The 13,338-nt window shown below is 59.5% G+C and carries 11 protein-coding genes and 2 tRNA genes; 3 read left to right on the plus strand and 10 right to left on the minus strand.

What is annotated here, in order from left to right; translation table 11 throughout:
* Position 1: 1 nt before the first annotated feature.
* The 10 genes from LF599_RS04500 to LF599_RS04545 all read right to left on the minus strand — a co-directional run bounded on the left by LF599_RS04500 (position 2) and on the right by LF599_RS04545 (position 10,224).
* The gene (locus LF599_RS04500; RefSeq protein WP_279522447.1) at positions 2-985 is read right to left on the minus strand and encodes a bifunctional riboflavin kinase/FAD synthetase; all 984 of its coding nucleotides are present in this window, start codon (positions 983-985) and stop codon (positions 2-4) included.
* Positions 986-1,051: 66 nt separating this feature from the next.
* The gene (locus tag LF599_RS04505; protein WP_279522448.1) at positions 1,052-2,488 is read right to left on the minus strand and encodes a M48 family metalloprotease; all 1,437 of its coding nucleotides are present in this window, start codon (positions 2,486-2,488) and stop codon (positions 1,052-1,054) included.
* A 287-nt stretch (positions 2,489-2,775) separates the two neighbouring features.
* Complete coding sequence (rho, locus tag LF599_RS04510; RefSeq protein WP_279522449.1) at positions 2,776-4,134, minus strand: transcription termination factor Rho; 1,359 nt, start codon at positions 4,132-4,134, stop codon at positions 2,776-2,778.
* 287 nt (positions 4,135-4,421) lie between these two features.
* Complete coding sequence (locus LF599_RS04515) at positions 4,422-4,937, minus strand: CarD family transcriptional regulator (protein WP_279522450.1); 516 nt, start codon at positions 4,935-4,937, stop codon at positions 4,422-4,424.
* An 82-nt stretch (positions 4,938-5,019) separates the two neighbouring features.
* On the minus strand, positions 5,020-5,637 hold the full coding sequence (gene pth / locus LF599_RS04520) for an aminoacyl-tRNA hydrolase (protein ID WP_279522451.1): 618 nt from the start codon (positions 5,635-5,637) through the stop codon (positions 5,020-5,022).
* A gap of 135 nt (positions 5,638-5,772) precedes the next feature.
* Positions 5,773-6,414: a 50S ribosomal protein L25 gene (locus tag LF599_RS04525; RefSeq protein ID WP_279522452.1), complete on the minus strand. Its 642-nt coding sequence runs from the start codon at positions 6,412-6,414 to the stop codon at positions 5,773-5,775.
* Positions 6,415-6,502: 88 nt separating this feature from the next.
* Positions 6,503-7,441: a ribose-phosphate diphosphokinase gene (locus tag LF599_RS04530; protein ID WP_272700854.1), complete on the minus strand. Its 939-nt coding sequence runs from the start codon at positions 7,439-7,441 to the stop codon at positions 6,503-6,505.
* Between the two features lie 31 nt (positions 7,442-7,472).
* Positions 7,473-7,547 (minus strand) — tRNA-Gln (locus LF599_RS04535).
* Positions 7,548-7,883: 336 nt separating this feature from the next.
* The gene (gene ispE / locus LF599_RS04540) at positions 7,884-8,750 is read right to left on the minus strand and encodes a 4-(cytidine 5'-diphospho)-2-C-methyl-D-erythritol kinase (protein ID WP_279522453.1); all 867 of its coding nucleotides are present in this window, start codon (positions 8,748-8,750) and stop codon (positions 7,884-7,886) included.
* A gap of 55 nt (positions 8,751-8,805) precedes the next feature.
* A complete protein-coding gene (locus LF599_RS04545) occupies positions 8,806-10,224 on the minus strand; it encodes a Do family serine endopeptidase (RefSeq protein ID WP_269941586.1) in 1,419 nt (472 codons plus the stop codon).
* A gap of 224 nt (positions 10,225-10,448) precedes the next feature.
* Between LF599_RS04545 and LF599_RS04550 the strand changes: the two genes are divergently transcribed.
* From LF599_RS04550 to LF599_RS04560, 3 genes are all read left to right on the plus strand, one after another.
* Positions 10,449-10,913, plus strand: a complete 465-nt coding sequence (locus LF599_RS04550) for a superoxide dismutase [Ni] (RefSeq protein ID WP_269941585.1) — start codon at positions 10,449-10,451, stop codon at positions 10,911-10,913.
* Between the two features lie 77 nt (positions 10,914-10,990).
* Positions 10,991-11,067: transfer RNA gene (locus tag LF599_RS04555), tRNA-Arg, on the plus strand.
* A 367-nt stretch (positions 11,068-11,434) separates the two neighbouring features.
* Positions 11,435-13,186 (plus strand): DNA primase family protein, encoded by a 1,752-nt coding sequence (locus tag LF599_RS04560; RefSeq protein WP_279522454.1) that lies wholly within the window; start codon positions 11,435-11,437, stop codon positions 13,184-13,186.
* Positions 13,187-13,338 lie beyond the last annotated feature (152 nt).

A 13,338-nucleotide genomic window follows, 5' to 3' on the forward strand; every position in this document is an offset into this window, starting at 1 on the left:
CTTACCTGACCTCCGGGGCGCGGCCGAAAACCGGCTGGGTCAGTTTGATGGCCGCTTCGGGCTGGGCCAGAATCTGGCGGCCCAGCTCGACATCCCTGGCGATGCGGTCCTTGAGTTCTTCCAGGCTGCCGAACTTTTTCTCATCGCGGATTCGCTGCACGAAATGGACCCGGATATCGGTCCCGTAGATGTCGCCGGAAAAGTCGAGCAGGTGCGCTTCCACGGAGATGGCGTCGTTGCCGAAGGTCGGGTTCCGGCCGATGTTGGCCACGCCCTCGTACACTGCGCCGTCCACTTCGGCCCAGACGGCGTAGACGCCGAGCTTGGGGAAGAGTTCGTCAACCAGCTTGAGGTTGGCCGTGGGGAAGCCGAGGAGCTTGCCGCCGCGGTTCATGCCGTGCACCACCTCGCCCTTGACCTGGTAGAACCGGCCGAGCAGGGGCCGCACGGCCCAGACGTGGCCCGCCTGGACCAGGTCGCGGATGCGGGTGGAGGAAACGATGGCGTTGTCGATGGTCACGGGGTCGAGTCTGTCCACGGTAAATCCGTATTTGTCGCCGAGGCCGCACAGGGTCTCGAAGTTTCCGGCCCGTCCCTTGCCCAGGTGGTAGTCGTAGCCGATAATCATGTCCCGCACGCTCAGCCCGTCCACAAGGTAGGTCTTGACGAATTCCTCGGGAGAGAGCCGCGCCATGTCCATATTGAATTCGAGCAGCAGGCAGACCTGCGGTCCGTGCTGGGAGATGAGCGCCAGCTTCTGTTCGGTCAGGGTGATGAATGGGGGGGTGCGGTCATTGCGAAGCACCCGCAGCGGGTGCGGATCGAAAGTGACGACGACACTGGTGAGATCACGGGCCTTGGCGCGCTCGCAGGTCAACGCGATGAGCTTTTGGTGGCCTTTGTGGACTCCGTCGAAATTGCCGATGGTCACGCATGACCCGGCGATGACGTCCCGGATGTCCTGAATGGTCCTTGCGACGATCATGTTATGGGCGTTCCTGTGTAAAAAAAGTGCAACCTACGCCAAAACACCCCGGGGCACAAGGGCAGGTTATTTGCCCAGGTCGGTGCGGGCCTTGATGGCCTCGTCCAGTTCCTTGATCCGGTCCTTTTGCCCCTGGTCTTGCGCCAGCGAATCGGCTCGATTCATGAATTCCTTGGCCCGTTTGAGGTTCATGGAGTAGAGGGCGGCGTAAGCCAGATGCAGGTTTCCGCCGAAAGGGTCTCCGGATTCGCCGAGGATCATGCCCAGGTGGTGATGGACTTCCCAATCCTCGGGCACCAGTTCGTTGACCTTGCGCATATTCTTTTCGGCCTGGGCATACTGCTTGGCCTCGGCCTGGAGACGCGCCAGGTAGAACAGGGCCATGGCATCCCCCTTGTCGAGGATGACCGCCTTTTGCAGCAGAGCCGCGGCGCGGTCGGGCCGCCCCGTCTTGAAGAAGAATATGCCCGCCTCGCGAACCACCAGGGGATCGTTATTGTCCAGGGAAAGGGCCTTTGAAAATGCCTTCTCGGCCTCATCGATTTTTTTCAGCCGTTCGAGGGTGATCCCCCGGCCCACGTAGTCCATGGGCGTGTAGTCGCTTTCCTTTTTGTCGTCCCAGTAGGCGAGGGCGGTGTTTGCCGGGGACATGCGCGACCGGATCAGTACCTGGACCCGCATCAGCCGGGTGTTGTCGTCCTTGCGTTCGAGAAATTCCTTGGGCATTCGCGCAATGCGGTCGTGCAGGTAGGTGATTCGTTCCTCTGTCCCGGGGTGGGTGGACAGGTAGCTCGGCATGGCCGAGCTGTTGTCGTACCATTTGTTCTTGAGCATGATCTGGAATGTTCCGGGCATCCCCTCGGGGTTGTATCCCGCCTTGACCAGGGAGTTCAGGCCCACATGGTCCGCCTCGCGCTCGTCCTCCTGGGAGTAGTGGAGCATGGCCGCCGTGGCCGCGCCCTGGGAGCCGAGCACGAGGGCCTGGCCAGCCTGGGCTGCGTCCTCTCCTCCGGCGGCGACGCCGAGCAGCAGACCGGCCAACATGCCGGCCGTGGAGAGCAGGGCTATTTTTTTCTGTTTTTCTATGCGGTTGACCACATGCCGCTGGGAGACGTGCGCCAACTCGTGAGCTATGACCCCCGCCAGTTGCGATTCGGTTTCGACCGACTGGATCAACCCCGTAAAGATATAGATGTATCCGCCGGGAATGGCGAAGGCGTTGATGAGCGGGTTGGCGATGACCGCGCTCTTGACGCGGAAGGGCATGGGCCTGGTGCCCGTGACCACTCTGGCCACCACGTCGCCCACGTAGTCGGTGATGTACGTGTCGCCCACCATGTTTTGTTGGGCGCGGATTATCTTGTCGAAGTCGCGGCCCATCTTGTTCTCGTCGCGAAGGGTCAGCTTGTTGCCCAGCAGGTTGGCGCGGGCGGTCGCGGCGGGTGTCAGCACGAGCAACAGGGCGGCCAGCAGGGCCGGATATATGCCGAAGGGAATACGCATGTCGCCATAGTAATCATTTGTCGGCTCAAGGCAACCATGGGCCGTTTGCTGCACAATGTGCGAACAATGCGTTCATCCGCCCGGGAAGACGGAGAGTATGTATTTCTTTCTTGCGGGCGGGGGAGCGCCGTGAAAAAAGGCCCCGCCGAAAAAACGGCGGGGCCTTTGCATTGTTCTCTTTGAGCGGAATGGCCGCGCATTTTCCCGGGGGCATTTTGCAGCCGAGCTGGCCGCGCAAGGATGACGCCCCGGAAGAATGTCCGGACGGACCGCTGTGGGAAGTTTTCCTACTTGGACATGGAGTCGAGGAATTCCCTGTTGTTCTTGGTGCCCTTCATCTTGCCGCGCAGGAATTCCATGGAGTCGATGGAGTTCATGGGGGAGAGAAGCTTGCGCAGAATCCAGACCCGGTTGAGGACGTCGTCCTCGAGGAGCAGTTCCTCCTTGCGGGTGCCGGAGCGATTGATGTCGATGGCGGGGTAGACGCGTTTGTCGGAGAGATGGCGGTCAAGGTAGAGTTCCATGTTGCCGGTGCCCTTGAACTCTTCGAAGATGACTTCGTCCATGCGGGAGCCGGTGTCGATGAGCGCGGTGGAGATGATGGTCAGGGAACCGCCCTCCTCGATGTTGCGGGCCGCGCCGAAGAACCGTTTGGGCCGCTGGAGGGCGTTGGCGTCGATACCGCCGGAAAGCACGCGCCCGGAGGACGGGGTCACGGCGTTGTAGGCCCGGCCGAGACGGGTGATGGAGTCGAGCAGGATGACCACGTCGCGCTTGCGTTCCACCAGGCGTTTGGCCTTTTCAATGACCATTTCTGCCACCTGCACGTGCCGGGTCGGCGGCTCGTCGAAGGTGGAGGACACCACCTCGGCCTTGACCGTGCGCTGCATGTCGGTCACTTCCTCGGGCCGCTCGTCGATGAGCAGAACGATGAGGTCCACCTCGGGGTGGTTGGCGTTGATGGAGTTGGCGATGGTCTGGAGCATGATGGTCTTTCCGGTCCTGGGCGGGGCGACGATGACGCCGCGCTGGCCTTTGCCGATGGGAGCGAGAAGATCAATGATCCTGGCGGAGTAATTGGAGGAGCCGTTTTCGAGCTTGAGTTGCTCTTCGGGATAAAGCGGGGTGAGGTTGTCGAACAGGACCAGGTTTTTGGAATGCTGCGGGTCTTCGAATCCTATCTCGGAGACCCGGAGCAGAGCGAAATATCGTTCCCCTTCCTTGGGCGGCCGGATCTGGCCCGAAACCACATCGCCTTTTCTCAGGCCGAAGCGGCGAATCTGCGAGGGGGAGACGTAGATGTCATCCGGGCCGGCCATGTAGCTGTACATGGGGGAGCGCAGGAAGCCGAAGCCGTCGGGCAGGATTTCCAGAACGCCCTCGCCGAATATCTGGCCGTTCTGTGAAGCGCATTGCTGCAGGAGGGCGAAGATAAGCTCCTGCTTGCGCATGGTGCTCGGGTTTTCGACCTCGAAGGACATGGCAAGATCGGTCAGATCCTGCATGGATTTTTGCTTGAGTTCGGTGAGGTTCAGGCTTCCGCCATTGCCGTTAGGTTCAGGGGCTGTCTTGACGGGCTTTTTGCGGGTGTTTTTTTTGGCGGCGCCTTTGCCTTTGCCTTCAGTGTCAGTCTTTTTAGTGACCATGTCGGAAATTCTTGTTGAGGTTTTCGAAATTAAATCAAAAGGAACGAAGGAAAACGGTATTGTGGTGCGGCGTGAGCGCCGCGCTTGACGTCGTACTCGGGATGTCGCGTATGAACCGGTCCGGTCGGATGGTTCGGGTGTGAGGAAACGGGAGCATACCTCTCGTTAGAAGTTGCGCTAACAGCCTCGGGGACGACTCAAAAACCAAATGGGAGTGGGATAAACTGAACGCCGCGATGCGGCACAAGGAGCCAGTTACCTTAAACAAAGGACCTTGACAAGTCCTGCTAGTCGTTTTTCTCCTGCGCGGCGATGACATCGGCAAACATTTCGTTGATGTCGTCCTTGATTGCCTCCTGATCGCGGTCCAGGGAGTAGGCAAGCTCCATCGAGACAAGGCCCATGGCCTGTTCGAGCAGGCGGCGTTCGCCGAAGGACAGTTCCTTGTCCTTGCCGATGAGGAAAAGCTCCTTGAGAACGTAGGCAACGTCGGCCAGATCGCCGCTCTTGAGCTTTTCGGAATATTCGCGGTAACGCCGGTTCCAGTTCTGGCCGGTGTAGCCGGTGAATCCGGTGCGGTCATTGAGGGATTCGAATATCTCCTGGCCCACTTCGGCGGGACAGACGCAGCGCAAGCCCACGTTTTCGGCGTTGGCAACGGGTACCATGAGAGTCACGTTGTTGCTCAAGATCCGGACTATGTAAAAATCGGCTCTGACGCCGCCGATCTCCTGGGATTCGACGCGTTCGACACGTCCCACGCCCTGGGAGGGATACACAACCAATTCATTGACCTTGAACACTTGGACCTCAGTTCTTGAAAAGACTACTAAAAAATATTCGACAGACAGACATCATACCGAAAAGAGCGGGAAGAGTCCACGATTACCCCGATTCATCTTTCGGAAGCGAAAAGGAGTTGAAGTGCTGCTGGGCGAAGCCCATGCCGCGACGGAAAAAAATATCCAGACCTTTTGTCGCGTGACCGATGATTTCCGGCAGGGCCACGCGGGATTGTTCGTCAAAGGGCTCAAGGACCCAATCGGTAATGGGCTTGTATCGGTCGTCGGGGCGGCCGATGCCGAGGCGCAGACGGTTGTAATCCGCAGTGCCGAGACGTTCCTGGATGGACTTGAGCCCGTTGTGTCCGTTGTCGCCTCCGCCCCGCTTGAATTTCATTCGTCCCACGGGCAAGTCCAGTTCATCGTGGACCACCACGAGGTCGGCGGGGGCGATTGCGTGTCGGCCACATATCCTGGACACGGCCTTGCCCGACAGGTTCATGTAGGTAAGGGGTTTGACCAGGAGACGGAAAGCCCCGGCGAACTTGCACCGCCATAGGTCGTAGTCGCCGGATTCCGCAATTTTTTCCAGCCGCATGGACTGGCGTTCCCCGGCCAGTTGGAGGATATGGTCCACCAGCATGAACCCGATGTTGTGCCGGGTGTCTTTGTATTCGGGGCCGGGATTGCCCAGCCCCACTATGGCGCCTTTGAAATCCATGAGTCGGGTCCGTTGTCCGTGCGGCGATCTCGCGCTGCGGAATACAGTGTATCAGTCTCTTCGACAGGAAGCAAAAAAAATCCCGGAGCACGATTGCGCGCTCCGGGAGGTCTTGTCATTAACGGAGCCGGGCGATTAGGCCTCGGTCCCTTCTGCGGCTTCCGCGGGTTCTGCGGCCTCGGCACCCTCTTCGCCTTCTTCTTCCTCTTCTTCCTGCATGGCGAGGACGGCGAGTACGGCGTAGTTCTCTTCGAAGATCGGGGTCACACCTTCGGGGAAGGTGACGTCTTCAATGTGGACGTGATCCATGATGTCCAGGTCGGTGATGTCGATGACGATGGACTCGGGGATATCCATGGGCTTGCAGATCACCTCGATGTGCTCGCGGTACTGCTCCAGCATACCGCCGAGCTTGATTCCCTTGGATTCGCCGACGACCTCGAAGGGGACGGCAACCTTGATTTCCTTGCTCAGGTCCACGCCGAAGAAGTCGACGTGCTCGGGAACGCCCTTGACGGGTTCGTTGCGGAGCCGCCACATCATGGCGGGCATGGATTCGACCTTGCCGCCGCGTTCCAGGACCAGTTCAAAGACCTGGGAGTTGCCGACGGCAGCGAAGGCCTTCTGCAGGGGAACCATCTGGACTTTGACCGGGATGTTGGCGCCCTTGGCGTCGTAGTAGATGCCCGGAACCATGCCGGTGGCACGGAGGCGGCGGTTGGGGCCTTTGCCCAGCTCAGTCCGTTCCTGGACGTTGAGTTTCAGCAGATCTGCCATAAGAGTTTCTCCTTTTTACGCCCTGGCCGTCCACTATGGACGGACGCTCGCGCTTTAAATGGTTTCGGCCGGAGGGCCTTGGAATACCTTATACGAACAGTACGGACACGGAAGATTCCGTGTGCACGTTGTTGATGGCTTTTGCCAGCAGGGAGGCCACGGAGCGGGTCTTGATCTTGCTGCACTGGTCCTGCTTGCCGCCCAGCGGGATGGTGTCGGTGACGACCACCTCGGAGAAGGCGGATTCTTCCAGACGCTGACAGGCCGGGCCGGACAGCACCGGGTGGGTGGCGCAGGCCAGGACGTCCTTGGCGCCGTTTTCCATGATGACGTTGGCCGCGGCGCACATGGTGCCGGCGGTGTCGATCATGTCGTCGATGACCACGGCAACCTTGTCCTTGACGTCGCCGATGATGTGCATGGCCTTGGCCTGGTTGGGAGCGTCGCGGCGCTTGTCCACGATGGCCAGGGTCGCGCCGAGGCGCTTGGCGTAGGAACGGGCGCGCTCAACGCCGCCCGCGTCGGGGGAGATGATGACGAAGTCGTCGTCCCGGTCGCGCAGTTGCTCGATGAGCACGGGCGCGGCGAAAAGGTTGTCCACGGGGCAGTTGAAGAAGCCCTGGATCTGACCGGCGTGCAGGTCGATGGTCACCAGCCGCTGCATACCGGCGGTGGACAGCAGGTCGGCCACCAGCTTGGCGGAGATGGGCGCGCGGGGCACGACCTTGCGGTCCTGGCGGGCGTAACCGAAGTAGGGAACCACGGCAGTCACGCGGGACGCGCTGGCGCGCTTGAGCGCGTCGAGCATCAGGCACAGCTCCATGAGGTGGAAGTTGACCGGGGAGCAGGTGGGTTGGACGACGAAGACGTCGTCGCCCCGGACGTTCTCACCGATCTCAATGCGGATTTCGCCGTCGGAAAAACGCTCACGCAGGACCGGCGACGCTTTGGTGCCGAGATGCTCGCAAATGGCTTCGGCCAGTTTCGGACTTGCGGACCCGCTGATGATCTTCAGTTCGCCATGCATGACTATCCTCTATGCAATCGAGTTTAAATACTGGCTGGGGCGGGAGGACTCGAACCCCCGAATGTCAGGACCAAAACCTGATGTCTTACCACTTGACGACGCCCCAACGAAAATTGTCCATACGCGGCCGCCGGCCGCATTGGGGAGATCGGCTTCGCGCGCAACCTGTGCGCTCCGGTTCCGATGTCAGGCCTGGAGTGCGCCCTTCCGCTCCCGGACACTTGTCGTCCATGCTCCTCTTCGGAAGCGCCGTCTCGTCCGCCCGCCTTGCGGGGATCGGTCGTCGGCTTCGGACGTGTCCGTCGGCGGCCATTCGCGTTCGCTACGACCAGTTCGACGTTGGGCCCCGGTGGGGCTGTCGCTTTAGGATAGTGTGCCCTCAGCGCCTTGCGCGGGGGGCGGCGACGTCGTTTTGGTCCCGGCCTGGTTCGGCTTTCCGCCCTTAAAGGCAGTCCGCCTGGAAAATTTCAATTCCCTTTTTTTCGAGAGCCAGTACTGCGGACGCGGCGGAATCCCTGTCGCGGTAAATCCCGAACAGGGAGGCCCCCGATCCGCTCATGGCGGCGTGCTCGGCCCCGTGATGGAGGAGGGTTTCTTTGATATCCCTGAGGGATGGGTGCTCCTCGAAGACGATCGACTCAAAGTCGTTCGCCATTTCCCGGGCCGAAACGGGAGATGGATTCTTAGTATCACGCCTCGCGGATGTCAAGGATTCATGGGGATTGACCGCGCCGTATTTTTCATCCCAGGCGCGGAAGGCCCAGGCCGTGTTCACATGGATGTCCGGGCAGGCCAGGATCAGCGTCGCCCCGGACAGATCCACTTCGGCGGGTTCGAGCTTTTCGCCGATGCCGCCCGCCCAGGCGGGACCATCAAGGAGGAAGAAGGGCACGTCCGCGCCGAGTCGCGCGGCCAGTTCGATCATGGCCCCCATGGGCAACCCCTTTTCCCCGGCCTCGGCGTTGAGCCATCGGAGCAGGGCCGCCGCGTCGGAGCTGCCGCCGCCGAGTCCGCCCCCCATGGGGATGCGCTTGGTCAGCGTGACGAAGATGCCGGGACGGAATCCCGTGGCCTCGGCGTAAAGCTTCCACGCCTTGTAGAGGAGGTTGGAGGTGGTCTCCAGCTCCGGCCGTTCAGGGCAGCGGATGTAAAAGTCGCTGTCGGGGCCGGGCACGACCTCGATGCTGTCGCTCAGCGCGGGCACCGGGTAGAAGAGGGTTCGCAACTCGTGATAGCCGTCGTCCCGGAGGCCGAGGATTTCAAGGTGCAGATTGATCTTTGCCGGGGCGGTGAGAATGGCTGCTTGCATGGGAGTGTGGGGAAAAAGGAAAGGGGGACTCCCTGCGGAGCCCCCCGTTGATGGATTACTTGTCCAAGGGCAGTGCAACGAAGCTGCTTCGTCCCTGCCGCTTGACCAGGAGCATGATCGCGCCGCGCTTTTCCGCGCTCTTGATGACGGTCTCAAGGTCGGCCACAGAGTTCACGTCCTGCTGGTTGGCCTGGAGGATGACGTCGCCCTGGCGGATTCCTTCCTGCCCGGCGGCCGTTTCGGGGTCGACGTTGACCACGAGCAGGCCCTGGGTCTTGTCCAGTCCGAGGGCCTGGGCTTCCTGGTCGCCAATCGGCTTCAGGGCCATGCCCAGCACGGTGGCGGCTTCACCATGGCCCTGGCGATCGGGCGACATGGCGGCCATGGCCTTTTCATTGCGCTGGCCGAGAACGACGGTCCGGGTGACCTTCTCGCCGTTGCGCCACAGCACGAGGCGGGCCTTGTCGCCGGGGGCGAGCCCCGCGATCGTCTTGAGCAGCGCGTTGTTGTCCTCGATCTTCTGGCCGTTGACCTCAAGGATAACGTCGCCCTGCCGGACGCCGCCCTTGTCGGCCGGGGCGCCCTTGCCCACGGAGGCGATCAGCGCGCCGACAGGTTCGGGCAGGCCGAGCGCCTTGGCCTGGGTCTCGCTGACCTGCTGGATGGTTACGCCGAGCCAGCCGCGCTGCGGGGACTTGCCTTCCTTGAGCAGGGCGATGACCTTGGCGGCCTGCGTAGACGGGATGGCGAAGCCAATGTTCTCCGCGGCCGCGTTGATGGCGGTGTTGATGCCGACGACCTCGCCGTCCATGTTCAGCAGCGGGCCGCCGGAGTTGCCGGGGTTGATGGACGCGTCGGTCTGCAGGAAATTGTCAAAAGGCCCCGCGCCGATGATCCGGTGCTTGGCCGAGATGATGCCCGCAGTGACCGTGTTGTCCAGGCCGAAGGGGTTGCCGATGGCCAGGACCCATTCGCCCACCTGGATGTCGTCGGAATCGCCGAATTTCAGGGTGGGCAGGGGATGGTCGGCCTTGATGCGGATGACGGCCAGGTCGGTTTCCTGGTCGGCTCCGACGACGTCGGCCGGGTATTCCTTCTTGTCGTCCTGGAAGCGCACGGTCACCTTGTCCGCGCCGTTGATGACGTGGTTGTTGGTGACGATGAGCCCGTCGGCGGAAATGACGAAGCCTGATCCCTGACCGAGCATCTTGCGCGGCGGCTGTCCCTGCTGGGGGCCGAAGAATTGGTCGAACCGCTTGAAGAACTCGTAGAACGGGTGTCCTTCGGGAATCTGCTGCTGGAACTGCTCCATGGAGCCGCCCCGGGCGGTCTTTTCCGTGGAGATGAAGACCACGGCCTTGCCCGCCTGGGCGGCCAGCTCCGTGAATACAGGCAGGTCGCGCGCCTGGGCGGCCATCGGCACGGCCAGCGCAAGGGTCAGGAAGAGAATGAGAAAATAAGCCTTTCGATGCATTTTGCCTCCATACAAGGATGCGGAAAACAGGATGGCGGCCTGTACCGCCTTCCTAGCTATATAGCCCTTTTTTTTCTGTTGTAAATAGTGTGCGTGCATTTGCACACGCATTTGCCGGGGGTGGCCGACGGCAATTCCGCCCGCGAAGGTTTCAATATTTCGTAAGCCGGTGTATGAGAGGGGTAACCGTGAAAATCCGTCCAAACCGTTCAAGGAGGTTCCGTATGCGTATACGCAAGAAAACCGTTTCCCTGATGCTCTTCGTCCTGGCCGTTCTGGTCATGCCCCGCGCATCCCTGGCGCACTGCCAGATTCCGTGCGGCATTTACGACGACCACGCCCGGGTGATGTCCATGCTTGAAGATGTGGAAACCGTCAAGAAATCCGTGACCGAGATGATGGCCCTGGTCGACAAGACCGACCTGCAGTCAAAACAGCAGTTCGTCCGCTGGGTGAACAACAAGGAAATGCACGCCCAGAAAATCATCGCCACCATTTCGGACTACTTCCTGACCCAGCGGGTCAAGCCGTCGCAGAAGGATTACGCCGAGCGGCTCGCCAAGCACCACGCGGTCATCCTGCTGTCCATGAAGGCCAAGCAGACCGCCGATCTTAACGTGGTCGAGCAGCTCGGGGCGGCGGTCCAGGCGCTGGAGGCCTATTATCCCGAGCACGAACACGAGCATTAAGCCTTCAGGCATAACGAAAGGCTTGCCTTTTCAATCGTCGTCGGCTAGGAACGATTCCCCGGCACCCGCCGGAACGTGCCCCCTTAGCTCAGGTGGATAGAGCACAGGATTCCTAATCCTGGTGCCGCGTGTTCGAATCGCGCAGGGGGCACCAATCTTTTCAGGGGTTTGTGTTGCTTGTCAACGCAGGCCCCTATTCTTTTTTCTCCCTTATTTCTCCCCACAGTGTGTAGATGGACCACCCCGCAAGGTGGGAATTAGCTCGTGCAAGCTAATCTTTCATCTTTTTAGCAGCATCTGGGAATCATGCCCCACGCTTCAGCGGGGGGCTACCGCATCCATAGTCCCTCCCTTTTCCCCTCCTCCTCCCCCCTTACCTAAAGATACGGTCAAAAGGTCCAAAGGGCCTCTCGATGCGCTCGGGTATCCTTTTGGGTCCTCCCGTAGGCCTTTCGGATACGGGGGCTATCGAGCGCGTTTCTTCTGCGTGTTTAGGTTGGTAATTTTCTTACAATTTTACAATGCGTGCTTGGGGGGATGCCTCTGTGATTAGGACGGGCGAAGACATCCGGAAAGAGGTTGAGGCCGAGCGTGCGCGTGAAGGTGAGATCAACGAACAGGAAGTCCAGGCCGAGAAAGCGAAGCAGCAGGAACAGCGTCTCAAGGGCGGCCGGTTGGTCGAACGGCGTATTCTCTATCGTTGTTTTCGTCGAGCCGAGGTCGGCGATGGAGAGCTGGCCGCGCTTTTGCTTTCTGGGCAGTTCTTTCACGACAATTTCCAAAAGGGGGGGCAATGGTATCAGTTCAACTGCACTTGCTGGACGAAGGACATCAACCGGAACGTCGAGCAGGCCGTTGATATAGTCGCTTGCGAGTATGAAAAAGAGTCAAGATATCTTCGCCTTCTCATTGGTTCGTTACCCAATGACAATTCTTTTGACGCCTCGACTCCTGAAGGCAAGGAGGCTTTGAGAAAAAATCAGAAAAAGCGCACCAAATGGACCAAACTGGCTCAAGGATTTTCCAAGCGGGCCAGAGCACTGCGTACCCACAAAGCCATCAACAACACGCTGAAGGGAGCGAGTGCCGGAGATGGTTCACTTGGCATGAACGGTTCCGATCTCAATGAGCCGCCGACTTTGTTGCCGTGCGCCAACACGATAATCGATCTGGCCACGGGCAAGGAGTACAACGCCTTGCCCTGGAGCCAGCTATATTTCCGGCGGAAAAGTCCGGTTGAATACAAGGGGCTGAACGAAGAGGCCACGCTGTGGGACCTGACTCTCGACCAGGTCACCTGCTACCGGAAGAATCTGAGGGAATACCTGGAGTATGCGATCGGTTTTATGGTCACGGGCCTCCAGACAAAAGATTTGTTCTGCTTCTATGGCAAGCATGGAGATAATGGAAAGACGGTCATCACGGAGATGATCTCGTATTGTTTGGGGGAGTTTGCGGCGACCGTCCCGGTCGAGATCCTTTTGGAGGAGAAGTACGCTAAATCGTCCGGTCCCCGTGAGGATCTGCTCCTTTTACAGGACAAGCGCCTGGCCATAACTTCGGAAGCCGAGGCCAAGCAGTATTTCTCGTTGGGGAAGATCAAACAGCTCACCTCCGGCGGAGACAGAATTCGCGCCCGCGGGGTGAACGAAAAACATTCCGTCCAGTTCAAGCAGACGCAGTCTTTCGTTCTGCATTCCAACAACATTCCGCAGGTGCGGACCGGCGACAACGCGTTTTTCAATCGATTGCGATTGATTCCCTTTGACGCCCGGTATGTGGCCGATCCGGACGAGGTGGATGAAGACAAGTTCATCTACCCCATGATCCAGAAGGAAGAGCTGATGCAACGGTTGGAGGCCGAGGCTTCCGGTATTCTCGCCCACTTGGTCCGGTGCGCCATGAAGGCCATTGCGCTTGGGCACATGCCCAAGCCGCCTGAATGCGTGGTCATGGAACTGGATGACTACAAGGATGACAATGATCCCTATGGACCGTTTTTCGGTCAATGCTGTGAGCCTGACCCCAATCATCGGGAACAGGCGAAGTGGCTCTATTTGGCATGGAAACAGTGGTACATGGCGGAAAATGAGCTCACTGATGACAGCCATGTGAAAAAGCAAAGGACCATGGGGACGGAGTTGAAGACCCGTACCGACATCACACGCATTCCCAAAGACCAGTCCGGCACAGGCACCGTTATGTACCTGGGCTATCGGATCAAAAACGAGCATCGAGCCGAGGGCGATCCCTCGATTCAGTTGGATTTTTGACCATTTTGAACATTCTGGACAATGCTATGAACGAAAGTCAAAACGAAAAATGTGCACGTTTTCAGGTGGATATCCGTAGTTCCTCTCTCTTCTTGACCTTTTTGACCTTTATTAACCTAACAGCAAAAATAATAAGGAGGAGAGAAAATAAG

It is taken from the genome of Pseudodesulfovibrio thermohalotolerans, assembly GCF_021353295.2.
GTDB lineage: Bacteria > Desulfobacterota > Desulfovibrionia > Desulfovibrionales > Desulfovibrionaceae > Pseudodesulfovibrio > Pseudodesulfovibrio thermohalotolerans.